The organism is Stenotrophomonas sp. CASM110, from assembly GCF_049384345.1.
Lineage (GTDB): Bacteria > Pseudomonadota > Gammaproteobacteria > Xanthomonadales > Xanthomonadaceae > Stenotrophomonas > Stenotrophomonas muris.
Genome location: NZ_JBMRGI010000004.1, coordinates 1 through 22213, shown reverse-complemented (window position 1 = coordinate 22213; position 22213 = coordinate 1). Strand labels below are relative to the sequence as shown.

At 67.5% G+C, this 22213-nt stretch carries 20 protein-coding genes; 14 read left to right on the top strand and 6 right to left on the bottom strand.

The window, feature by feature from the left end; translation table 11 throughout:
- Nucleotides 1-312: 312 nt before the first annotated feature.
- The 7 genes from VG561_RS04020 to VG561_RS03990 all read left to right on the top strand — a co-directional run bounded on the left by VG561_RS04020 (nt 313) and on the right by VG561_RS03990 (nt 8190).
- Nucleotides 313-1071, top strand: coding sequence for an SDR family NAD(P)-dependent oxidoreductase (locus VG561_RS04020; RefSeq protein WP_014647496.1), 759 nt, complete (start codon nt 313-315; stop codon nt 1069-1071).
- Nucleotides 1072-1200: 129 nt separating this feature from the next.
- Nucleotides 1201-1653, top strand: coding sequence for an MgtC/SapB family protein (locus tag VG561_RS04015; RefSeq protein ID WP_014647495.1), 453 nt, complete (start codon nt 1201-1203; stop codon nt 1651-1653).
- A gap of 223 nt (nt 1654-1876) precedes the next feature.
- Nucleotides 1877-3535, top strand: coding sequence for an L-lactate permease (gene lldP, locus VG561_RS04010; RefSeq protein WP_075076508.1), 1659 nt, complete (start codon nt 1877-1879; stop codon nt 3533-3535).
- A 53-nt stretch (nt 3536-3588) separates the two neighbouring features.
- On the top strand, nt 3589-4353 hold the full coding sequence (lldR, locus tag VG561_RS04005; RefSeq protein ID WP_014647493.1) for a transcriptional regulator LldR: 765 nt from the start codon (nt 3589-3591) through the stop codon (nt 4351-4353).
- A 4-nt stretch (nt 4354-4357) separates the two neighbouring features.
- Nucleotides 4358-5497, top strand: a complete 1140-nt coding sequence (gene lldD / locus VG561_RS04000) for an FMN-dependent L-lactate dehydrogenase LldD (protein WP_423179392.1) — start codon at nt 4358-4360, stop codon at nt 5495-5497.
- Entirely contained in the window at nt 5494-7194 is a 1701-nt protein-coding gene (gene dld / locus VG561_RS03995) for a D-lactate dehydrogenase (protein ID WP_423179391.1), read from the top strand. Before lldD ends, dld begins: the two co-directional genes overlap by 4 nt.
- A 111-nt stretch (nt 7195-7305) precedes the next feature.
- Nucleotides 7306-8190, top strand: coding sequence for a hypothetical protein (locus VG561_RS03990; protein ID WP_423179390.1), 885 nt, complete (start codon nt 7306-7308; stop codon nt 8188-8190).
- Between the two features lie 69 nt (nt 8191-8259).
- Here VG561_RS03990 and VG561_RS03985 read toward each other — a convergent pair whose 3' ends face one another.
- Nucleotides 8260-8556, bottom strand: coding sequence for a hypothetical protein (locus VG561_RS03985; protein ID WP_014037553.1), 297 nt, complete (start codon nt 8554-8556; stop codon nt 8260-8262).
- A 169-nt stretch (nt 8557-8725) separates the two neighbouring features.
- On the opposite strand from VG561_RS03985, the gene VG561_RS03980 reads away from it, so the two are divergent.
- Entirely contained in the window at nt 8726-9385 is a 660-nt protein-coding gene (locus VG561_RS03980) for a decarboxylase (protein WP_142234897.1), read from the top strand.
- A gap of 68 nt (nt 9386-9453) precedes the next feature.
- The gene (locus VG561_RS03975; RefSeq protein ID WP_041863570.1) at nt 9454-10233 is read left to right on the top strand and encodes a CDP-diacylglycerol diphosphatase; all 780 of its coding nucleotides are present in this window, start codon (nt 9454-9456) and stop codon (nt 10231-10233) included.
- Here the strand turns inward: VG561_RS03975 and VG561_RS03970 are convergent.
- The gene (locus VG561_RS03970; RefSeq protein WP_075076513.1) at nt 10230-10865 is read right to left on the bottom strand and encodes a GNAT family N-acetyltransferase; all 636 of its coding nucleotides are present in this window, start codon (nt 10863-10865) and stop codon (nt 10230-10232) included. The two genes, VG561_RS03975 and VG561_RS03970, sit on opposite strands and share 4 nt — an antisense overlap.
- 180 nt (nt 10866-11045) lie before the next feature.
- Here VG561_RS03970 and VG561_RS03965 point away from each other — a divergent pair, with 180 nt between their 5' ends.
- Complete coding sequence (locus tag VG561_RS03965; protein WP_164077367.1) at nt 11046-13772, top strand: TonB-dependent receptor domain-containing protein; 2727 nt, start codon at nt 11046-11048, stop codon at nt 13770-13772.
- An 80-nt stretch (nt 13773-13852) separates the two neighbouring features.
- Here VG561_RS03965 and VG561_RS03960 read toward each other — a convergent pair whose 3' ends face one another.
- Complete coding sequence (locus tag VG561_RS03960; RefSeq protein WP_014647484.1) at nt 13853-14494, bottom strand: hypothetical protein; 642 nt, start codon at nt 14492-14494, stop codon at nt 13853-13855.
- 184 nt (nt 14495-14678) lie between these two features.
- Here VG561_RS03960 and VG561_RS03955 point away from each other — a divergent pair, with 184 nt between their 5' ends.
- Nucleotides 14679-15839 (top strand): amidohydrolase family protein, encoded by a 1161-nt coding sequence (locus VG561_RS03955; RefSeq protein WP_262093145.1) that lies wholly within the window; start codon nt 14679-14681, stop codon nt 15837-15839.
- Nucleotides 15840-15916: 77 nt separating this feature from the next.
- Here VG561_RS03955 and VG561_RS03950 read toward each other — a convergent pair whose 3' ends face one another.
- Both VG561_RS03950 and VG561_RS03945 read right to left on the bottom strand, forming a co-directional pair.
- Nucleotides 15917-16354: a DUF3806 domain-containing protein gene (locus tag VG561_RS03950; protein WP_262093146.1), complete on the bottom strand. Its 438-nt coding sequence runs from the start codon at nt 16352-16354 to the stop codon at nt 15917-15919.
- A 208-nt stretch (nt 16355-16562) separates the two neighbouring features.
- Nucleotides 16563-17444, bottom strand: a complete 882-nt coding sequence (locus VG561_RS03945) for a LysR substrate-binding domain-containing protein (RefSeq protein ID WP_075076517.1) — start codon at nt 17442-17444, stop codon at nt 16563-16565.
- A gap of 122 nt (nt 17445-17566) precedes the next feature.
- Between VG561_RS03945 and VG561_RS03940 the strand changes: the two genes are divergently transcribed.
- Both VG561_RS03940 and VG561_RS03935 read left to right on the top strand, forming a co-directional pair.
- Nucleotides 17567-18268, top strand: coding sequence for an ankyrin repeat domain-containing protein (locus VG561_RS03940; protein WP_049440918.1), 702 nt, complete (start codon nt 17567-17569; stop codon nt 18266-18268).
- Nucleotides 18269-18319: 51 nt separating this feature from the next.
- The gene (locus VG561_RS03935; protein WP_075076518.1) at nt 18320-19777 is read left to right on the top strand and encodes an amidohydrolase family protein; all 1458 of its coding nucleotides are present in this window, start codon (nt 18320-18322) and stop codon (nt 19775-19777) included.
- A 67-nt stretch (nt 19778-19844) separates the two neighbouring features.
- Here VG561_RS03935 and VG561_RS03930 read toward each other — a convergent pair whose 3' ends face one another.
- A complete protein-coding gene (locus VG561_RS03930; protein ID WP_014647478.1) occupies nt 19845-20774 on the bottom strand; it encodes a LysR family transcriptional regulator in 930 nt (309 codons plus the stop codon).
- Between the two features lie 93 nt (nt 20775-20867).
- Between VG561_RS03930 and VG561_RS03925 the strand changes: the two genes are divergently transcribed.
- Entirely contained in the window at nt 20868-22058 is a 1191-nt protein-coding gene (locus tag VG561_RS03925; protein WP_262093147.1) for an MFS transporter, read from the top strand.
- The last annotated feature ends 155 nt before the right edge of the window (nt 22059-22213 follow it).

The following is a 22213-nucleotide window of genomic DNA, read 5'->3' as shown; positions in this document are numbered from 1 at the left end:
AACGCCAGGTTGGAAGGAATGTGTCGAAGAAACTGGAAACGTTTCCCATTGTCGCTGCGAATCATTCGCAGGGGATTTGAATACGGTCAAACCGATTGGTCATTACGGCCAAGTTGAACGGGGTGCCGGACATACGCCAGCGTTTTGCCGCTATATCCGTACTTGATTCCCTACATGAACTTCGGTTGAGGTTTCATTGCTGGAACGATCATCCGCGGACAGGCTGTTGGTCTGCTCGTCACAGCGGCCGGCGTAAGGTGATGGATTGGCGGCCGCGCGCCGCATCGCTACCCCCACCGATGGAGAATGCAGATGATTGATTACCAGCTGACCGGCAAGACCGCGATCGTGACCGGCGGCGTGTCGGGCATCGGCCTGGCCGTGGCACAGACGCTGGCCGCATCCGGTGCCCGTATTTCGGTCTGGGACCTCAAGCAGGATGCGGTGGATGCCACCGTGGCGCAGTTGCGCAGCACCGGCGCACAGGCCATCGGCATCGCGCTGGACGTCACCGACGATGCAGCGGTGGAGGCGGCGGTGCAGCGCACGGTCAAGGAACTTGACGGCCTGCATGTGGCGGTCAACAACGCCGGTATCGGCGGGCCGGCGGCCAGCAGCGGCGACTATCCGATCGAGGGCTGGCAGCGGGTCATCGACGTCAACCTCACCAGTGTGTTCCTGTGCCAGCGTGCGCAGATCCAGGCAATGCGGGCCGCTGGAACCGGCGGCAGCATCATCAACATGGCCTCGATCCTGGGCCAGGTGGGCTATGCCGGTTCCACCGCTTATGCGGCGGCCAAGCACGGCGTGGTCGGGCTGACCCAGACCGCCGCGTGGGAACATGCGGCCGACGGCATCCGTGTCAACGCGGTGGGTCCGGGTTTCATCAGCACACCGCTGCTGGAGAAGATGGACCCTAAGGTGCGTGCCACGCTGGAAGGACGGCACGCGCTGAAGCGGCTGGGCACGGCCGAGGAAGTGGCGGCATTGGTGGCCTGGTTGGCCAGCGACGACGCCTCGTTTGCGACCGGCGCGTACTACGCCATCGATGGTGGCTACCTGGCGCAGTGATGCGTTGAACGCAGGGTGCGGTGCCGCCGGGTGTCGCCCGGCGCTACCGGGTGAACGGACTGTGGCGTGGCCTTCACCTCTGTGCCACGGGGGCCACGCGACGCTCCGGGAAAACCCCGGAGCTTGGCCATGGAACTCACCCAGGATGTCTCGATCCTGCTGCGCGTAGCCGCAGCGATGCTGTTTGGCGGCGTGCTGGGCGTCGAGCGCGAGATGGGCAAGCACGCCGCTGGCCTGCGTACGCACATGCTGATCGCGGGGGCCGCTGCGCTGATCGTCGGCCTCGGCGACTCGGTGGCCGAGCATTTCCAGCAGGAGCGCTACCGCGACCTGCTGCAGGTCGATCCGGTGCGCCTGATCGAAGCGGTGGTGGCCTGTGTCGGCTTCGTTGCCGCTGGCACCATCCTGCGTGGGTCACGCGAGGACCAGGTCAGCGGCCTGACCACGGCCAGCTCGCTGATCATGGCAGCGGCCATCGGGATTGCGGTGGGGATCAGCAAGTACGTGATCGCCATCGGGGTGAGCGTGCTGTGCGTGCTGGTGCTGGCGGTGATGCGGCGGTTGGAGAAAAGGATTCCGTAGGGAAGGGCTAGTTGCCGGCCAGCGGCCGCCACTACCATGAGAGCCGTAATGGTCTGACCAATATGAAGTCTAGCTCTATGGTCTAATAGGCACTTCGTCGGAGCGGCGGTTAAATCCGCCGCAGGTGGTCTGATCGAAATCATTATTGGTACGACCAATAATCGACAGCCATGGCGACCCACCGCCTGCGGTGGAGCACATCCCGCCCCAGTCGAGAGCCTTCATGCAGCCCTGGCAACACCTGTACGACCCCGCCGGCAACCTGTGGTTGTCCAGCCTGATCGCGCTGCTGCCGATCGCGTTCTTCTTCATTGCCCTGGCCGTGCTGCGCATGAAGGGCTGGCTGGCCGGCACGATCACCGTGGCCATCGCGCTTGGCGTGGCCCTGTTGTTCTACCGCATGCCGTTGAGCCAGGCGCTGGGCGCGGCCGGTTTCGGCTTCGTCTACGGCCTGTGGCCGATCGCCTGGATCATCATCGGCGCGGTGTTCCTCTACAAGGTCTCGGTCAAGACCGGTCAGTTCGACATCATCCGCGCCTCGATCCTGTCGGTGACCGAAGACCAGCGCCTGCAGATGCTGATGGTCGGTTTCGCGTTTGGTGCCTTCCTGGAAGGCGCGGCCGGCTTCGGTGCGCCGGTGGCGATCACGGCGGCGCTGCTGGTCGGGCTGGGCTTCAAGCCACTGTATGCCGCCGGCCTGTGCCTGATCGTCAACACTGCGCCGGTGGCGTTCGGTGCGATGGGCATTCCGATCATCGTGGCCGGGCAGGTCACCGGCCTGGATGCATTCGAGATCGGCCAGATGGCCGGCCGCCAGCTGCCGTTCCTGACTGTGATCGTGCTGTTCTGGATCATGGCCATCATGGATGGCTGGCGTGGCATCAGGGAAACCTGGCCGGCGGTGCTGGTGGCCGGTGGCTCGTTCGCCATCGCGCAGTACCTCACCTCGAACTTCATCGGCCCGGAGCTGCCGGACATCACCGCCTCGCTGGCGTCGCTGGTGTGCCTGACCCTGTTCCTGCGCCGCTGGAAGCCGGCACGGATCTTCCGCTTCGATACCGAAACCAGCGCCGAGGCGGCCGCGCAGGCACTGGAGGCACCACGCTACAGCGTCGGCCAGATCGCCAAGGCGTGGTCGCCGTTCCTGATCCTCACCGCGATGGTCACGCTGTGGAGCATCAAGCCGTTCAAGTCGCTGTTCGCGGCAGGCGGCCCGTTGGAAGGCTGGGTGCTCAAGCTCCCGGTGCCGGGCCTGGACCAGAGGGTGCAGAAGATGCCGCCGATCGTCGACGCGCCGCTCAGCTATGAGGCGATCTACAAATTCGACTGGTTCTCGGCCACCGGCACCGCGATCTTCCTTGCGGCGGTGATCGCGATCATCGCACTGCGCATGCCGGCCCGCTCGGCGCTGCAGACCTTCGGCGAAACCGTGCGTGAGCTGCGCATGCCAATCTACTCGATCGGCATGGTGCTCGCCTTCGCCTTCATCGCCAACTACTCGGGCCTGTCGGCAACACTGGCGCTGGCACTGGCACACACCGGCGATGCGTTCCCGTTCTTCTCGCCGTTCCTGGGCTGGCTGGGCGTGTTCCTGACCGGTTCGGATACCTCGTCCAATGCGCTGTTCTCGGCGCTGCAGGCCACCACCGCGCAGCAGATCGGCGTATCCGACGTGCTGCTGGTGGCGGCCAACACCACCGGCGGCGTTACCGGCAAGATGATCTCGCCGCAGTCGATCGCCATTGCCTGCGCGGCGGTCGGCCTGGCCGGCAAGGAGTCGGACCTGTTCCGCTTCACCGTCAAGCACAGCCTGATTTTCACCACGATGGTCGGCCTGATCACCCTGGCCCAGGCCTACTGGCTGACCTGGATGATTCCCTGAGCCATGCATGGCTGGCCGACCACCCGCTGTGCGCTTCGGGCCACAATGGCGCCATGAGCACGCAACGTATTTCGGACAGGGTGGCCGCGCAGCTGCGCGGCCTGGTGCAGGAACAGCGGCTGCGGCCGGGCGACCGGTTGCCCGCCGAGCGCACCCTGGCGGTGCAGCTGGGGGTCTCGCGCACCGCGCTGCGCGAGGCGATCGCGCAGCTGGCCAGCCAGGGCCTGCTGACCGCACGCATCGGTGGCGGCACCTACGTGGCCGAACCGGCGGCGCGCGCGCGGCAGGCGCTGGATGAACCGCTGGCGCCGTACCTGCCGCTGTTCCAGGGCGACCCGGAATACCGTTTTGACGTGCTGGAGATCCGCCACGCGCTGGAAGGTGCCACTGCCTGGCATGCGGCGCTGCGAGCCACGGATGAGGACCGTACGCGCATCGCGCAGGCCTTCCAGACCATGATGGACGCGCACGGCAAGGACGACCCCACCGGTGAAGCAGAGGCTGACGCGGCCTTCCACCTGTCCATCGCCGAGGCCTCCCACAACCTGGTGCTGCTGCAGGTGATGCGCGGCCTGTTCGAACTGCTGCAGACCAACATCTCGCAGAGCCGCGAGAAGCTCTACACCTCAGCGAGGACCTTCTCGCCCCTGTCCGACCAGCACCGCGAAATGATGGATGCGGTGCTGGCCGGCGACCCCGAACGCGCGCGCGCCGCCGCGCATGCCCACCTCGAGTTCGTGCACACCACGCTGCGCACGCTCGATGACAACGAAGCCCGGCGTGCGCGGGCCTCGCGCCTGCCTTCCCCACACGGTTGACCCCATGATCATCTCCGCCTCCACCGATTACCGTGCCGCAGCGCAACGCCGGCTGCCGCCGTTCCTGTTCCACTACATCGATGGCGGCGCGTATGCCGAGCACACGCTGAAGCGCAACGTTTCCGACCTGTCCGACATCGCGCTGCGCCAGCGCATCCTGCGCAACATGTCCGATCTGAGCCTGGAAACCGAGCTGTTCGGCGAAACGCTGGCAATGCCGGTGGCGCTGGCGCCGGTCGGCCTGACCGGCATGTATGCCCGCCGCGGTGAAGTGCAGGCGGCGCGCGCGGCCGACAGCCGGGGCATCCCGTTCACCCTGTCCACCGTATCGGTGTGCCCGATCGAGGAAGTGGCACCGGCCATCCAGCGGCCGATGTGGTTCCAGCTGTACGTGCTGCGCGACCGTGGCTTCATGCGCAATGCGCTGGAGCGGGCACAGGCCGCCGGCGTGACCACGCTGGTGTTCACCGTGGACATGCCGGTGCCGGGCGCGCGCTACCGTGATGCACACTCCGGCATGAGCGGCCCGAATGCCTCGCTGCGCCGCATCGGCCAGGCCGTCACCCATCCGCAGTGGGCGTGGGACGTCGGCCTGTTCGGCCGTCCGCATGACCTGGGCAACATCTCCACCTACCGCGGCAACCCGACCGGGCTGGAGGATTACATCGGCTGGCTGGGCAGCAACTTCGATCCGTCCATTTCGTGGAAGGACCTGGAGTGGATCCGCGAGTTCTGGAAGGGCCCGATGGTGATCAAGGGCATCCTCGACCCGGATGATGCGCGCGATGCGGTCAGGTTCGGTGCCGATGGCATCGTGGTTTCCAACCACGGTGGTCGCCAGCTGGATGGCGTGCTGTCTACCGCACGTGCATTGCCGGCCATCGCCGATGCGGTGCAGGGCGACCTGAAGATCCTCGCCGATTCGGGCATCCGTACCGGCCTGGACGTGGTGCGCATGCTGGCGCTGGGGGCCGATACCGTGCTGCTGGGGCGCGCCTTCGTCTATGCGCTGGCCGCGCAGGGCGAGGCCGGCGTGGCCAACCTGCTGGACCTGATCGCCAAGGAGATGCGCGTGGCGATGACACTGACCGGCGCGCGCCGCATCGCCGACATCAGCCGCGATTCGCTGGTCAACCTGCCATGAGTGGCCATGACGCCGTGCTGGCGCAGTTGCGCGACGCGGTCGGCAGCCGCCATGTGTTGACCGGCGACAAGGCCACGCGCCGCTTCCGTCGTGGCTACCGCTTCGGCGATGGCCCGGTGCTGGCGGTGGTGCGCCCAGGTACCTTGCTGGAACTGTGGTATGTGCTGCAGGCAGCGGTGCAGGGCGGAGCGGCGATCATCCTGCAGGCGGCCAATACCGGCCTGACCGGTGGCTCGACCCCGGATGGGGACGACTATGGGCGCCCGATCGTGCTGGTCAGCACGCTGCGCCTGACCGGCATCCAGCTGTTGAACGAGGGCCGCCAGGTGCTGTGCCTGCCCGGCGCCACGCTCGACCGCCTGGAGCAGACCCTGGCACCGCTGGGCCGCGAACCGCATTCGGTGATCGGCTCCTCCTGCATCGGCGCCTCGGTGCTGGGCGGCATCTGCAACAACTCCGGCGGCGCGCTGGTGCGCCGTGGCCCGGCCTATACCGAGCTGGCGCTGTATGCGCAGGTCGATGCGCAGGGCCAGTTGCAGCTGGTCAACCACCTCGGCATCGCGCTGGGTGATACGCCCGAGCAGATCCTGCAGCGCCTGCAGGCCGGTGACTATGCCGCTGACGACGTGGGTAACGGCGATGGCCGCGCCGCGTCTGATCCACGCTACGCCGAGGAAGTGCGCCGGGTCGATGCCGATACGCCGGCACGCTTCAACGCCGACCCCAGCCGCCACTTCGAAGCGGCCGGTTCGGCCGGCAAGCTGGCGGTGTTCGCGGTGCGCCTGGATACCTTCGAAAAGGAGCCCGCCGAGGTCTTCTACATCGGCAGCAACCGCACCGACAGCCTCACTGCGATCCGACGCCAGCTGCTGACCGGCTTCGAGCGCCTGCCGATTGCCGGCGAGTACATCCACCGCGATGCCTATGACATCGGCGAGCGCTACGGCAAGGACAGCTTCCTGTTGATCGACCGCCTCGGCACTTCCCGTGTGCCCGCCGCGTTCGCATTGAAGAGCCGGGTCGATGGATGGTTCGAGCGGCTGGGCCTGCGCGGGGTGACCGACCGGGTGATGCAGGTGCTGACCGGCCTGCTGCCCTCGCACCTGCCCAGGCGCATGGGTGAATTCCGCCAGCGCTACGAGCATCACCTGTTGCTGAAGGTCTCCGCACAGGACGCGGCGGCAACCGAGGCCTGGCTGCGCGGCTTCTTCGCCGATCATGAGGGTGGTTACTTCCACTGCACGGCCGATGAGGGGCGCAAGGCGTTCCTGCATCGCTTCGCGGTGGCCGGCGCGGCGGTGCGCTACCGCGAAGTGCATCGGGACCAGGTGCAGGATATCGTGGCGCTGGACATCGCCCTGCGCCGCGATGATGCCGACTGGTTCGAGCAGTTGCCGGCCGATATCGATGGCCGCCTGCTGCACAAGCTGTATTACGGGCACTTCCTGTGCCATGTGTTCCACCAGGACTACATCGCACGCAAGGGCGAAGACCCGATGGCGATCGAGCACGCGATGTGGGCGCTGCTGGACCAGCGCGGCGCCGAGTATCCGGCCGAGCACAATGTCGGCCACCTATACCCGGCCAAGCCGGCCCTGGCCGGGTTCTATCGGCAGCTGGACCCGAGCAATACGTTCAATCCGGGCATCGGCCAGACCTCGAAGGAAAAAGGGTGGGGTGGCTGCGACTGCGGATGATGTAGAGCCGAGCCCATGCTCGGCTGCTCTTCCCGACAGACAGCCGTCGAGCATGGCTCAGCCCCACCCGGACAGCGGTTACCATCGGAATCCCGTACGCAGGAGCCGCCCATGCCCACCATCGTTGCCCGCGCGACCCTGTGCGCTGCATTGCTGGGAACACCGCTGCTGGTGCTGGCGCAGTCCGCGATCCTGCCGCAGCAGCGCGACGCCGCCGGCAACGTGATGGAGCCGCTGGGGCAGGTGCTGGAACAGGGAGGGCAGGGCGAAGCACGCATGCAGTACTGCACCCTCGATCGTGCCTGGTGCGTGCGTGTGCAGCCGGTGGCCGAGGACGGCGATCGGCCGACGACGCTGGAAGTCTCTGAACGGGAGGCCGGCGAAAGCGAGCCGCACGTCTACCACGTCAGCATCGACGTGCCGCAGGAAAGCGAGCTTTCGCTGTGGCCGTGGATCGTGCGGCTTGCGCCTGGCGTTGGCAGCGATGAGGCAGTGAGCGACCCGCGGCAGCGCGCCCGCCAGAACGTGCTGGTGGGCGGTATCGTCAAATTCAGCACGATGTACTCAGGCGGTGGTGCCGACGCGTCCACGCTGCAGCTGGCGCGCGTGCGTCACCTGCAGGATGACATCCAGGTGGACGACGACGTGCTGACCCTGCCATGGCTGGGCAACGCGATGATCCGCGCCTGTTTCAGCGAGCAGGACATGAAGCAGCGCGCCGGTGCCTGCCACGACGAGTACGGGTTCTCGGCAAGGCTGGCGCTGGATACCGCCGCCGGGGGCATGCCGGTGCTGCGCTACCAGACGGTGGCGACGCGGTTCCCGGCCGGTGTCTCACGCTTCGAGGATTCGCTGGCCAAGGGGCCGTTGAAGAAGAAGGACCTGCGCACCGAGCAGGACCCGGCGTGCAGCTACACGCGGTTGTTCCGCTTCAGTGATGGGGTGTTCCACCCCGACCAGGCGCTGCCGGACTGCGCGGGGTATACCGAGCCCTGAGCTGTAGAGCCGAGCCTGCGCTCGGCTGTCACGGAAGCGCAGCCGGGCATGGGCTCGGCTCTACAGCGCCTACTCGCAGCGGGTGGCGGTGATGATGTTGTCCTTGTCCACGTACACACGCAGGCGGTCGTGGCGGATGTCCTTGGTGGTGATGGTGTTGGGGCCGATCGGGTTGACCAGGCCGGCACCGCTTTCGCTGGACAGGCGGCGGATGTTGGGCTCATTGGCAGGCTGGCCGATTGCCCAGCCCAGCTGGCTGGCGTCGCAGTGGCCGGTACCCTTGACCTGCGGACCGGGGGTGCTGACGCAGGCCGACAGCAGCAGGGCCGACGCGGGTAGCAACAGGGACAGACGGAAGGCGGACATGCAGCGCTCCTGCGCAGGGAAGATGGGCGGAACGATAGCACCCGGCGCGCGAAAGGCGTCAGCGCCCCGGTCATTGCCGGCACGGCGTAGCCACTGCATAGTGGGAGGGATGACTGGCATCGCGCCAGCGGGCAGGCCGGGCCATTCCGGTGCAGGTGCTGGATACGGTATGACGGCAGACAGTTTCCGCGACAAGCGCAGGGCGATGACGGTACTTGCAGTATCGGTGCTGGCCGTGGCGTGTGCCGCCACTGCCGCCGAGCCAGTGCCGGCCGCAGCCGCGGAAACGCCGGTGTTCGGCGCGTGGCGCAACCTTCAGACCGAGGCCGGCTACGCGCCGGCCCAGCGCAATCTGGCCTTCGCCATGCTGCCGCAGGCGGCGACCCGCGGCGACCGTTTCGCCGTCCTCGACCGTGAAGGCAAGCGGGCGGTGTGTTGCCTGCAGGTGGCCAGCCCGTCGCTGGGCGTGGCCGCGCTGCGCGAGCAGTACCACCTGCCGCAGGCCTGGGTGACCGACCTGAGCAATGGCCGCAGCCCGGCGCGTCCTTATCTGCCGCATGTCTATGCGATGCAGCGTGTGGACGAACTGGCAGACTACGGCTTCGCCGATGTGCCCGGGGCCTACAGCGACCTGGGTGGGCTGCTGATCCCCGAGGGCGCCGCCCTGGAGGACGATGGCAGTGCCGTCCTGCTGGGCGACAACCGTTATTCCGTGCATTTCCAGCGCCAGCCGCACGCCGATGATGATGGCGCGCTGGACCGCTACACCCTGCAGGGCGGCGACGGCGAGGCCCCGTTCGTGGTTGAAGTGCCGTTCGGCACCTACTGACTGCAGCACTGCACTGGCTAGAATGCAGCGCGGCGCCATCTGCCGTGCCTGTTCCGTGAGTTGCTGCCGTGTCCCTGCGCCCTTTGCTGCTGTCGTCCCTGCTGCTGTTGTCCGCCTGCGCCAGCGCGCCACCTCCACCGCCGGCCCATTCCGATGCGCTGTGGCGCTTGATCGAGCGTGACTGCAAGGCGGTGGAAGGACCGCGTGGCAGTTGCCTGCGGGTGGAGACGGCGGCCGACCGCCGCGACGTGCTGGTCAAGGATGCGCACGGTGACTACCAGTTCCTGCTGATGCCGCTGGACAAGGTCAGTGGCATCGAGAGCCACGGCCTGTACCAGCGTGGGGTACCCAACTATTTTGCGGCCGCCTGGCAGGCGCGCGGGCATACCGAACAAGCCCTGGGCCGGCCGCTGCCGCGCAGCGTGGCCAGCCTGGCACTGAATTCGCCGCACGGTCGCTCGCAGCACCAGCTGCATATCCATGTCGACTGCCTGCGCGCGGATGTGCTGCAGGCACTGGATGCACATGCCGGTGCGCTCGGTCCGCGCTGGTCACCGTTTCCGGTGCCGCTGCGCGGGCATCAGTACCAGGCCTATCTGCTGCCCGGTGCAGAACTGACCGCCAATCCGCTCAATCTGCTGGCCTATGGCCTGAGCGGCGTGGGCGATGTGGGCCAGTGGAGCCTGGTGGTGGCCGGGCGCGGCGAGGTGCGGGGCGGCCCCGGCTTCATCCTGCTGGCTACCCGCGTGGATGCCGCCAGCGGCAACGATGCCAGCGGCGAGGAACTACAGGACCATGCCTGCACGGTCTTGACCGGTGCCGGTGCGGCACTGGAGCGGGTGCGCTAGCCGATCGGCTGCTGGCAGCTGCGCCAGGCCGACGCGGTCAGCGCCAGCAGCTGACGGTCATGCCATCCCTGCGCGTCCAGATGGTAGTCGCGCAGGATCCCTTCGCGGATGAACCCATGGGCCTGCAGCGCCTGGGCAAACGGGCTGGTGCAGCCTGGCGGCAGCAGCACGAAGAGGCGGTGCAGGCCGACATCGTCGAACAGGAACGGGCACAGTGCCCGCAGTGCCGCCTGCGGATGGGGGTGCCGGTGCTGCAGCGATTGCAGCTCGGCGCAGCGCGAGTGCAGCGACTGCAGGCGGATATGCAGCTGGTCGTGCAGTACGCCCTGCACGTCGTCGAACACACCCAGCACCAGCAGGTCGTTGTCTTCCTGCAGGCGTGAACGATAGACGCTGGCGAGGAACCGCGCCTCTTCATCAATGCCGTAGGACGGCCGTTGGCCGCGCTGGCGACGGTCGTCGAAGGCACGCCAGCGTGGCAGGTCGGTGCGCTGGAACGAACGCAGGGTGATGGGCGTGGCCTGGAGGTGGAGCAAGTGGCGGCGCAGGACGGGTCGTAGTGGAGCGAAGTGGGTGGAAGGGGCGCTGTTGGTCATCCCGGCACGATGCGCATCACTGACGCGCCAGGCCATGCAATTCATTGCAAAAGTGGGGTGGTGCCGTAAACGCGTCTGATTCGGTTCAGGCATAAGCCCATCAGGGCTGGTCATTTCCGTTGAAACCACCCATTCAGGAAACTTTCGTTACGGGATCGTTATGTGTCGTACCGGCTGCGGCTCCCGTACCACCCGCCCACTCCCCTCAGGAAGCCCATGTCCGCCTCCCACAAGGCGATGCGCCCGCGTCCGCTGGTGCTCGCGCTGTCGTCCCTGATGCTGGCCTCGCTGCCGGCCTTCGCGCAGGAAAGCGCGCCCACCACATTGCAGGAAGTGAAGGTCACCGGCTCGCGCATTCCACGTGCCAGTGTCGAGGGACCCTCGCCGGTGACGGTGATCAGCCGCGAGCAGATCGACGCACAGGGCTACCGTAATGCCTTCGACGCCCTCAGCGCGCTGACCGAGAACACCGGCAACGTGCAGGGCGAGGATTTCGGCAATACGTTCACGCCGGCCGCCAACACCATCAATCTGCGCGGGCTGGGTCCGAACCGCACGCTGGTGCTGGTCAACGGCCGTCGCCAGGCCGACTACCCGCTGGCCTACGAAGGCTCGGTGAACGTTGTCAACCTGGCCAACATTCCCAGCGCCCTGATCGAACGCATCGAAGTGCTGGCTGCCGGTGCGTCGGCGGTGTACGGCTCCGACGCCATTGCCGGTGTGGTCAACATCATCCTCAAGGACCGCTTTGAAGGCGTGGACGTGAACGTGCGCGCCGGCGGCACCCAGCAGGGCGGCGGTGACAACCAGCGCGTGCAGGTGGTGGGCGGCAGTTCCGGCGAGCGCTGGGACGGCCTGTTCGGTTTCGAGTTCGACGTGCGCAAGGCGATCCACGCGCGCCAGCGCGACTTCATGGATTCGCTGGACGATGACCCGGCCGGCAAGGCGCCGCAGGCGACCGCGATCGCCTATCGGCGCAATGCTGCCACCGGCCGCAACATCGATCCGGGCGTCAACGGCTGCGACGCCGCGTCGGACATCTATGGCGGCAGCGTGTTCCGTGCCAACAACCCGCGACAGGGCTGGTACTGCGGCAGCAACGAGGCCGCCGCCAGCTACTGGACCGTGCAGACCCAGAAGCGCAATCTCAACGGCTACGGTCTGCTGACCTTCCACGTCAACGAGAGCACCGACCTGTTCGCCGATGTCGCCGTGGGCAGCGCGCGGATCTACAACAACACGCGTGCACCGACCTGGACCTCGGCCCGCAACTACTTCTACAACCAGACCACCGGCAACCTGGAAAGCTGGTACCGCCGCTTCGCGCCGGAGGAAATCGGCGGCCTGCCGCGCAATGCCAACCGCTTCCTGGAAAACTCGTGGTCGTTCAACGTCGGCGCACGTGGCCAGATCGGCGACAGCGGTTGGGATTACGAAGCGGTCTACAGCCGCTCGCGTTACGAGAACCGCACCCGCCGACCGGTGCTGCTGGCCGGCATCAACGAATACCTGCTCGGTCCGAAGCTGGGCGTACGCAATGGCGTTGAGGTCTATGCGCCCGACCCGGCACGCCTGTTCAAACCATTGACCCCGGGCGAATACGAGGGCCTGTCCGGCTACCAGGAAAGCCGCAATGCGGCGTGGCTGCAGACCTTCAGCGCCAGCGTCAACGGCCGTTTGTTCGCGCTGCCCGGTGGCGACGCTGCATTGGCGGCGGTGGTCGAGGCCGGCAGCCAGGGCTACCGCAACCGCCCGGACCCGCGACTGGGCACAGGCGAGTTCTGGAACACCAGCGCCGGTATCGGTGCCGGCGGTGATCGTGACCGCTATGCGGCCGGCGTGGAGCTGCAGTTGCCGTTGCTGAAATCGCTGACCACGACGCTGGCCGGTCGCTATGACCAGTATCGCGCCGGTGGCGAGCACATCGGCAAGGCGACCTGGAGCTTCGGCGTCGAGTTCCGCCCGATCGAGAGCCTGTTGATCCGCGGCTCTGCTGCGACCAGCTTCCGTGCGCCGGACATGAACTACGTGTTCGCGACCGAGACCCGCGGCTACAACCCGGGCATGACCGACTACTGGCGCTGCCGCACCGCAGGCCAGTCGTACGACAACTGCGACTACAACGGCCTGTCGATCGACTACAGCAACCGCGCCAACGCGCAGCTGCAGCCGGAAACCGCTAAATCCTATGGTTTCGGCGTGGTCTGGTCGCCGCTGTCCGGCCTGGATTTCAGTGCCGACTACTACGACATCCGCATCGACAACGAGGTCACCAGCCTCGATACCAGCCGCATCCTGCGCGACGAAGCCGATTGCCGCCTGGGCCGCACGCTGGGTGGCGAAGCGCGCGATATCGGTTCACCGCTGTGCCAGGACGCGCTGTCGCGGGTGATCCGCAACCCGTCCACTGCAACCGTGCAGCCGGACCAGGTGACCCGCGTGCTGATCAATCCGATCAACGCGGCCTCCGAATCGGTGCGTGGCCTGGACCTGAAGGGTAACTGGCGTTTCGATGCCGGCCGCTATGGCCGCTTCACTACGCGCCTGGCCTATACCGTGGTGCTGGAGCACAAGTACCGGCAGTTCTCCGATGATCCGGAGCGTGACATCCGCAATTCGCTGGATGACTACCAGTGGCGCAGCAAGGCCAATGGCAGCATCACCTGGAACCAGGGTGACTGGACCACCACGCTGTACGGCAACCGTTTCGGTTCACTGCCGAAGACCGATGGCAGTGGCCGCATCGCGCCGTACATGACCTACAACGCCAGCGTGTTCCGCCAGTTCGGCGAGAACCTGTCGGTGGGCGTGATCGTCAACAACCTGCGTGACAGCCGCCCGCCGGCGGACAGGAACGGTGGCGGCTGGCCGTTCTATCCGGTTGGCAACTACGACCCGTATGGCCGCCAGTACTGGCTGCAGCTGGACTACCGGTTCCGCTGATCCGGCTGGCAAACAGAAGGCCCGGCAATGCCAGGCCTTCTGCTGTGTCGATGTCCGCTGTGATGGCGGGCGCCGGTGGCCTAGGGCAGTGCCTGCTGCAGGTACGACTCGATGACGTAGCTGAAGGGCTGCTGCTGGCGATCGCGCAGCAGGGCGCGCACTTCCAGGATCACGCCGCGGTCGCCTTCGCCACGCGGTGGCCAGAAGGTCTGGTCAGCCAGTGTCTGGCGCTGGAAGCCGAGCGGGCCAACCACGCGGCCAAAGGGTTCGTCGGTGCTGTCCAGCACCTGGTTCATGGCCGGGCTGAGATGGTCCGGCAGGTACCAGTTGTCGGCCTCGGAGAGCACGCGGCTGCCACAGACCAGCTGCACGCGGCGGTAGCGAAGGGCGGTGCCGGGTTTCGCACCCAGTGCCTGCAGCACGTCGGCCGGTGCTGTCTTGTCCTGGCCGTGTACACGCACCGCGCGCACCCGCGCCTGTTCGGCCAGGCCGTGTTCGGCGCACCAGTGTTCCAGGGTGGCGGTGGCGCTCTGCCCGGAAAGCACACGCTGGTGCAGCCGCTCGACCAGCGCAGCCGGGGCGATGCGCTGTTGGCCAGGCGGCGCCTGCAACGGCGCGGTGGCGGCCGCATCAGTGGCGGACAGGCTGGCCATCGGGGCAGCAGCCAGCAAAGACGCGGCCTGCCAGCGGCGGAGACGATCGTGGCGGTCGGACGGGCCCATGCGGCATCACAACGGAAACAGGCGCCTATGGTACCCGTTCAGGCGTGTGCACGGCGTGGCTGCGAGCCGCCGTCGCGGCGGCATTCATCGTTCTGATGAATGTATGGCATCCAGATATTTCGTTGGCCGATGGCAGTGCCAGCGCTCAGGATGGCGCCATGACTTGGCTTTCCGGGAGTTTCCGATGACGCTTCAGTTCGTCCATGGCGGTGTAGACCGCTACGGCGCGCCACTGCATTTCCACATCCGTGGCGGCCGCATCAGTGGCCTCAATGGCGAGGCCTCGCCGGCCGACGGAGCGGAATGCGTCGACCTGCAGGGCTTCGCAGTCCTGCCCGGGCTGGTCGACGGCCACATCCATCTGGACAAGAGTTTTGTCGGCGACCGCTGGCACCCGCATCAGCCGGTGAACAGCCTGCGAGAGCGGCTGGCGGTGGAGAAGGCCGCGGTGGCGGGCGCGGCGCCAATGGTGGACCGTGCCGAGGCCTTGATCCGCCAGTGCAGCCGCTTCGGCACGGTGGCGATGCGCTGTCACGTCGATGTCGACGGCAGCACCGGCCTGCGTCATCTCGAAGCAGTGCGCGAGGCCGCGCTGCGCTGCGCCGACATCATGCGGATCCAGCTGGTGGCGTTCCCGCAGGCCGGGGTGATGTCCTGTCCCGGCACCGCCGCCGTACTGGAGCAGGCCCTTGCCGCAGGGGTGGAGGTGCTGGGCGGCATAGATCCGACCACGCTCGACGGCGATGCCGAAGGCCAGCTGGCCCTGCTGTTCGGCCTGGCCGAGCGCTATGGCGTGCAGCTGGACATCCACCTGCATGAGCCCGGCGAAACCGGACTGGCCCAGCTGCTGCGCATCGCCGCACGCACCCGTGCCGCCGGCCTGCAGGGACGCGTTGCGGTCAGCCATGCCTACTCGCTGGGCGACGTGCCGCTGGCGCGCGCGCTGCAGGTGGGTGAAGCACTGGCCACGGCGGGCGTTGCGATCATGAGCAACGCGCCGGGCGACCATCCGTTCCCGCCGCTGCGTGCATTGCACGACGCCGGCGTGCGCGTGTTCGCCGGCAATGACAACATCCGCGACTGCTGGTGGCCGTACGGCAACGGCGACCTGCTGCAGCGCGCGATGCTGCTGGGCTACCGCTCGGGCTTCTACACCGATGGCGACCTGATGCTGGCGCTGGACATGGTCACCACCCATGGCGCGCAGGTGATCGGGCTGCCGCAGCACGGCATCGCCGAAGGCCGGCCGGCGACGTTCGTGGCCGTGCGTGCGGACCATGGCCCGGCGGCCGTGGCCGGGGTGCCGGTGGAGCGCCGGGTGGTGGTTGACGGCCGCTGGTTGTAGATCCACGCCGTGCGTGGAGGGAGCCATCGCGTGGTCTCATTCATCCACGGATGGCATGGATCCACCTCGATGTGTCGTCAGGCGTAATCGTCGGCGCGGGTAGCGACGAACGCTTCCAGCCACGCAAGCAGGTGGGCGATGTCGATGACTTCGCCCTGTTCGACGCGCTTGAGCAGCAGTGTGCTGGCGCCGATCTGCAGGCTGCTGTCGGCATAACGCAGCACTGCATCGATGCCCCAGGCGTCGGTGACCTGCATCCAGGCCAGCCCCGGCACGCGCTGGGCCAGGGTGTCACCGAACGCCACGCCCAGCGCTTCCCAGCCATCGCAGTCGGCACGGTCGATCAGCTCGGTATCGACCACGCGCTGCAGTGTGCTCGCCGCCAGCGGCCATTGCACCGGCAACGTCGGGAAGCCGGCCGCCACGCGCGCGGCGATCAGCGAGCGCTGGTGCTTCAGGTGCGTCTGCAGGGCGGCGGGCAGGGGCTCGAAGCGGGCGGGGATTTCGTCGGACATGACACGATGCCGTGGAGCACGGAAACAGGGGGCACTCTAGCGGCAGAGCCGTGACTTCCGCGCGACAGGCGTGATCAGCTTTCGATGGTCAATGCGCGGATTTCGCTTCGGGGTCAGATCCGTTTCGGAAAACGGATCTGACCCCACGCGGGACGATGTTGCCGTCGCGGCTGCCGGCCAGCGGCCCACGCTACTGCAGTTGCAGTGGTCAATCCGGTTCGCGCTGCACCTGCCGCCACAGCTCGCTGGCCAGCGCGCGCACCGCATCGTCGGCGTCCGCACGATGCAGCAGGCCGATTTCGTAGTTGTCGATCACCGGCAGGTCGCGCTCACCATCGATGATGCGATGATCGCGGGCGACCGCGCGGCGGGGCAGCAGGCTGATGCCGATGCCATCGGCCACGGCACCCTGGATGCCACTCAGCGACGAGCTGGTGAAGGCGATGCGCCAGCGCAGGCCCAGCGCTTCCACGGCGTGGATCATCTCGTCGCGGTACAGCCCGCGCGGCGGGAAGGTGACCAGCGGCAGCGGGTCCTGCTGCAGGCAGCTGCTGCGCAGGCTGTCGATCCAGTGCATCGGCTCGCGGCGGCAGTGCACCGCCTGGCGGCTGTTGCGTCGCTGCTTGACCAGCACAAGATCCAGTTCACCGTGGTCGAAGCCGTGCGCCAGGTCGCGGCTGAGGCCGCTGCTGATTTCCAGTTTCACCTGTGGGTGACGGCGGCTGAAGGCGGCCAGCACGCGTGTGGTCTGCGCGTTGACGAAGTCCTCGGGGACACCGATGCGCACCGCGGTTTCCACGGTGGCGCCGGCCAGCGCCTGCGCCATTTCCTCGTTCAGGTCGAGCATGCGCCGCGCATAGCCGAGCAGGGTGTGGCCGGCGTCGGTGGGGTGCACGTCGCGGTGGCCGCGCTCGAGCAGGCGATGCCCCGCCAGCTCTTCCAGGCGGCGCACCTTCTGGCTGACCGTGGACTGGGTCGAATGCAGGCGGGTGGCGGCCGTGGTGAAGCTGCCGCAGTCGGCCACCATCACCAGCGCCCGCAGCAGGTCCAGTTCGAACAGGGTTCTATTCGATTTGGCACTGTCTTGCATTTGAACATTTCACTTCTGGATACCCAGGCCGACTTCTACCATGCAGGGCAGGGGCCGGCAATGCCCGGCTGTTGCTACCGTCGCACGGCGTTCCGTGGCGACGGACATGAGGAGACACTGTCATGCGCGTCCATCATTCCGCTGGCTGGCCTGCGCCGTTCACGCGCGTGCTGCTGTTGTGCCTGCTGGCCATGGTCACCCCCGCCTGCACCGCCACGTCCCGGGCCGACGCAGACGCGCGCCTGCGGGATGCTGCCAGCCGTGGCGACGCCGATGCGGTGCGGCAGGCGATCGAGGATGGCGCCACGCTGGAGGCGCGCGATGGCCAGGGTCGCACGGCGTTGCTGCTGGCCACGCAGGGCAACAACGTGGATGCCGCGCGCGAGCTGATCGAAGCCGGTGCCGACGTCAATGCCAAGGATGTGTTGCAGGACAGCGCCTACCTGTACGCCGGCGCGCGGGGCCTGGATGAGATCCTGGCGATGACCCTGGCGCATGGCGCCGATCTGCGCAGTACCAATCGCTATGGCGGCACCGCGCTGATTCCGGCCGCCGAGCGCGGCCATGTCGCCACCGTGCGCACGCTGCTGCGTGCCGGTGTGGCGGTCGATCATGTCAACCGCCTGAACTGGACCGCGCTGCTGGAAGCGATCCTGCTCGGCGATGGCGGTGCGCGCCACCTGCAGATCGTGCAGTTGCTGCTGGAGGCCGGCGCCGACCCGGAGCTTGCCGACGGCGACGGCGTGACGCCGCTGGCGCACGCGCGCCAGCGCGGCTATACCGGAATTGAGACCCTGCTGCGCCAGCACGGCGCGGTGCGCTGAATGCAAACCCCTTCCACCCGCACGCTGGGCGTGCCCATCAGGATGCTGTCCATGTTCCGTTCCCGTCCGTTGTCCCTTGCCATCCTCCTTGCGGTGGCACCGCTGTCGGCGTCTGCCGCCGAGCGCGCCGACCTGCTGATCCGCAATGCCACCGTGGTCGATGTCGAGCACGCCAGTACCCGCGCCGGGCAGAGCGTGGTGATCCGTGGCGAGGACATCGTCGCCGTCGGCCCGGACGCGCAGCTGCGCAGCCAATGGAGCGCGGCCCGCCAGATCGATGCCAAGGGCAAGTACCTGATCCCGGGCCTGTGGGACATGCACGTGCACTTTGGTGGTGGCCCGGCGCTGATCGAAGAGAACAAGGCACTGCTGCCGCTGTACATCGCGCACGGCATCACCACGGTGCGTGACTGTTCCGGCGACCTGCCCGAGCAGGTGCTGCAGTGGCGCGGGGAAATTGCCAAGGGCACGCTGTTCGGTCCGCGGCTGCTCAGCTCGGGCGCGAAGATCGAAGGCCTCAAGCCGGTCTGGAAGGGCACGATCGAAGTGGGCAGCAAGGCTGACGTCGACAAGGCGATCACCCGCCTGCAGCACGACAAGGTCGATTTCGTGAAGATCACCGACAGCACGCTGAAGCCGGAACTGTTCCTGTACTCGGCCAGTGCCGCGCGCAATGCCGGATTCAAGGCGTCGGGGCACATCCCGATGGCGCTGACCGTGGAGCAGGCAATCGATGCCGGGCTGGCCTCGATCGAGCATCTGGACTACGCATTCAAGGCCGGGAGCAAGGACGAGGCGCAGATTGCCGGCGACTTCGGTGCCGGCCGCATCGACCGCGCCGAAGCCAACCGCCGCCTCGACGCCAGCTTCGACCGCGATACGGCGATGCATGCCTACCGCGATTTCGCCAGGCGCGGCGTGTTCGTGACCCCGACCCTCAACGGTGGCCGCATCCTCGATTTCCTTGACCAGGATGACCACGCGAACGATCCGTACCTGGCTTACATCGGCCCGGGCCTGCGCGCGACCTACCAGTGGCGCGTTGAACGTGCCGCCAAGGCAACGCCAGCGCAGATCGAAGCGCGCCATGTGCAGTACCACCAGGTGGCCGCCGTGCTGCCGATGCTGCAGGAAGCCGGCGTGACGATCATCGCCGGCACCGATGCGGGCTTCCTCAACTCGTTCAACTTCCCGGGCATCGCCCTGCACCAGGAGCTGCAGCTGTTCGTGAAGGAAGGCTTGAGCGCGCCGCAGGCGCTGTCGGCGGCGACCCGTTCCGGCCCGGCCTGGTTCGGCCAGATGAATCGTTACGGGGGTGTTGCTCAAGGCAAGGCCGCCGATCTGGTGCTGCTGACCGCCAACCCGCTGCAGGACATTGCCGCCACCGAAAAGATCGACAGCGTGATCCTGCGTGGCAACGTGTATGACCGCGCCGCGCTGGACAAGATGTTGGCTGATACCAGGGCCAAGGTGGCGGCGTGGAATGCCGAGGCGGCGAAGGCGCAGTGATCGACAGGGTCAGAGCCCTTCCCCGTGGGAAGGGATCCGACCCTGTGGCTTCTATGCGGTCGGTGACCTAGCGCGGTGCCGGCCGCATTCCGTGCAGCTGCGGCAGTGCGGCCTTCATCGCATCGATGAAGGCGCGCAGCCGTGGCGGCTGCTGGCGCGCGGCGGGAAATACCACGTGTACCGGCAGCGCCGGCGCCTGCCAGTCCGGCAGCAGCTGCACCAGCCGCCCTTGTGCGAGGTCTCCGGCCACCAGCCAGGCCGAGACCACCGCTGCACCCAGCCCAGCACATGCGGCCTGTTGCACCACGAACAGGTTGTCGCTGAGCAGGCGCGGGCTGATCGAAAGGGTATGCGCACGCCCCTGCGCGTCATGCAGCAGCAGGCGTTCGCGGTAGTAGGTGACCAGTGAAATCCACGGCAGTGCCTGCGCCTGTTCTGGTGTGCTGATCGCGGTGGCCTGCACCAGCGAGGGCGCTGCCACGACGATGCGCGGCACTTCGGCGAGCGGCAGTGCGACCATGCGCGGTTCGTCGACCGGTCCCACCCGCACCGCGCAGTCGATGCCTTCGGCGATGAAATCCGGGCGACGATCTTCCAGGATCCACTCCAGGCTCAGCTGTGGGTGCTGGGCGAGGAACGCGAGCATGGTCGGCAGCAGCTGCGCCTGGCCGAAGGCATGCGGCACCATCACCCGCAGGCGTCCGCGCAGCGTTTCCGGTTCGCCGTGCAGTTCGGCCTGCAGCGACTCCCATTCGTCGACCACGCGTTGCGCATGGCGCTGGCAGCGCAGGCCATCTTCGGTCAGCTGCAGGCCATGGGTGGAGCGCTGCAGCAGGCGCAGGCCGAGCTGCCGCTCCAGTGCCTGAAGGCGCCGGCTGACCGTCGGCTGGGTGGTGCCCAGCTGCACGGCGGCGGCAGACAGGCTGCCGGCATCGACGATGCGCAGGAAGGTGCGCAGCAGATCCAGGCGATCGGCGCCGGTGGCGAGGTCATTCATGCGTGTCACGTATGAAGCATATGTGCAAGAGCCTACTACAGACGCATGGCGAATACGGGCAGGATACGCCCACTTCCTCCACCGGACTCCCCCATGTCTACCCCTTCGCTGTCCGTCGTCGCACCCGCGAACGCGCCTTCCACCCCGCTGGTGCTGGCGATGGCGGCCGGCGCCGGCTTTTCGGTCGCCTCGCTGTACTACAGCCAGCCGATGCTGGGCCTGATCGCGCAGGACCTTGGCGCAGGTGAGCGCGCCGCCGGGCTGGTGCCGACCCTGACCCAGCTCGGCTACGCGCTGGGCATCCTGCTGCTGGCACCGTTGGGCGACCGCTTCGACCGCCGCCACCTGATCCTGTTGAAGTCCGCGCTGCTGGCGTTGGCACTGGGCGCCGCAGCGATGGCCGGGCACCTGCCGGGCCTGCTGATGGCCAGCTTGCTGGTCGGGTTGATGGCCACGCTGGCGCAGGACATCGTGCCGGCCGCTGCGGTGCTGGCGCCGGATGCACAGCGCGGCCAGATCGTCGGCCGGGTAATGACCGGCCTGCTGCTCGGCATCCTGCTGTCGCGCGTGGTCAGTGGCGTGGTGGCCGAGGCATGGGGTTGGCGCACGCAGTTCGTGCTGGCCGCGGTATCGGTGGCGGCGATGGGCGCAGTGATGGCGCGTGCGCTGCCGCGTTTCGCACCGACCAGCACGCTGCGCTATCCGGCGTTGCTGGGCTCGTTGCTGGCGTTGTGGCGCGAGCAGCCGCAGCTGCGCCGCGCGGTGGCGAGCCAGTCGTTGCTGGCGGTCGGCTTCAGCGCATTCTGGTCGACGTTGGCGCTGATGCTGCATGCCCGCCTGGGCCTGGGCAGTGCGGCGGCGGGTGCGTTCGGTATTGCGGGTGCGGCCGGTGCGCTGGCCGCACCGTTCGCAGGACGTTTCGCTGATCGCCTGGGTTGCCATGCCGTGGCGCGGTTGGCGATCGCGGTGGCGCTGCTGGGCTTCGGCCTGCTGCTGGCCGAAGCCTGGCTGCCGGCCGCCGCGCTGCTGCCGCTGCTGGTGCTGAGTGCGCTGCTGTTCGACTTCGGTTTCCAGTCGGCGCTGGTGGCGCACCAGACGCTGGTCTATGGCCTGGTGCCGCCGGCACGCAGCCGGCTCAACGCGCTGCTGTTCACCGGCATGTTCATCGGCATGGCCGCTGGCGGTGCGCTGGGCAGCCTGGCGCTGGCGCAGTGGGGGTGGCACGGCGTGGCCTGGCTGGCGGTGATGTGCGCGGGCGGCAGTCTGCTGCTGCGTTTGAAGTAGGGGTGGTGTTCGGCAGGGCTTGCAGCCCTGCACCTGCGGTAGTGCCGGCCGCTGGCCGGCAACAGCGCAAACAGCGGATTTTCAGTAGCCTTCGACAGGTTCCTGCGGTCTGTTGGAACGGCTCTTGGGGTCAGATCCGTTTTCCGAAGGAAAAC

Bases quoted from the DNA above. Each gene is read 5' to 3' on its own strand.
- VG561_RS04020 (WP_014647496.1), top strand. From the start codon at position 313: ATGATTGATTACCAGCTGACCGGCAAGACCGCGATCGTGACCGGCGGC.
- VG561_RS04015 (WP_014647495.1), top strand. From the start codon at position 1,201: ATGGAACTCACCCAGGATGTCTCGATCCTGCTGCGCGTAGCCGCAGCG.
- lldP (WP_075076508.1), top strand. From the start codon at position 1,877: ATGCAGCCCTGGCAACACCTGTACGACCCCGCCGGCAACCTGTGGTTG.
- lldR (WP_014647493.1), top strand. From the start codon at position 3,589: ATGAGCACGCAACGTATTTCGGACAGGGTGGCCGCGCAGCTGCGCGGC.
- lldD (WP_423179392.1), top strand. From the start codon at position 4,358: ATGATCATCTCCGCCTCCACCGATTACCGTGCCGCAGCGCAACGCCGG.
- dld (WP_423179391.1), top strand. From the start codon at position 5,494: ATGAGTGGCCATGACGCCGTGCTGGCGCAGTTGCGCGACGCGGTCGGC.
- VG561_RS03990 (WP_423179390.1), top strand. From the start codon at position 7,306: ATGCCCACCATCGTTGCCCGCGCGACCCTGTGCGCTGCATTGCTGGGA.
- VG561_RS03985 (WP_014037553.1), bottom strand. From the start codon at position 8,556: ATGTCCGCCTTCCGTCTGTCCCTGTTGCTACCCGCGTCGGCCCTGCTG.
- VG561_RS03980 (WP_142234897.1), top strand. From the start codon at position 8,726: ATGACGGCAGACAGTTTCCGCGACAAGCGCAGGGCGATGACGGTACTT.
- VG561_RS03970 (WP_075076513.1), bottom strand. From the start codon at position 10,865: ATGGCCTGGCGCGTCAGTGATGCGCATCGTGCCGGGATGACCAACAGC.
- VG561_RS03965 (WP_164077367.1), top strand. From the start codon at position 11,046: ATGTCCGCCTCCCACAAGGCGATGCGCCCGCGTCCGCTGGTGCTCGCG.
- VG561_RS03960 (WP_014647484.1), bottom strand. From the start codon at position 14,494: ATGGGCCCGTCCGACCGCCACGATCGTCTCCGCCGCTGGCAGGCCGCG.
- VG561_RS03955 (WP_262093145.1), top strand. From the start codon at position 14,679: ATGACGCTTCAGTTCGTCCATGGCGGTGTAGACCGCTACGGCGCGCCA.
- VG561_RS03950 (WP_262093146.1), bottom strand. From the start codon at position 16,354: ATGTCCGACGAAATCCCCGCCCGCTTCGAGCCCCTGCCCGCCGCCCTG.
- VG561_RS03945 (WP_075076517.1), bottom strand. From the start codon at position 17,444: ATGCAAGACAGTGCCAAATCGAATAGAACCCTGTTCGAACTGGACCTG.
- VG561_RS03940 (WP_049440918.1), top strand. From the start codon at position 17,567: ATGCGCGTCCATCATTCCGCTGGCTGGCCTGCGCCGTTCACGCGCGTG.
- VG561_RS03935 (WP_075076518.1), top strand. From the start codon at position 18,320: ATGTTCCGTTCCCGTCCGTTGTCCCTTGCCATCCTCCTTGCGGTGGCA.
- VG561_RS03930 (WP_014647478.1), bottom strand. From the start codon at position 20,774: ATGAATGACCTCGCCACCGGCGCCGATCGCCTGGATCTGCTGCGCACC.
- VG561_RS03925 (WP_262093147.1), top strand. From the start codon at position 20,868: ATGTCTACCCCTTCGCTGTCCGTCGTCGCACCCGCGAACGCGCCTTCC.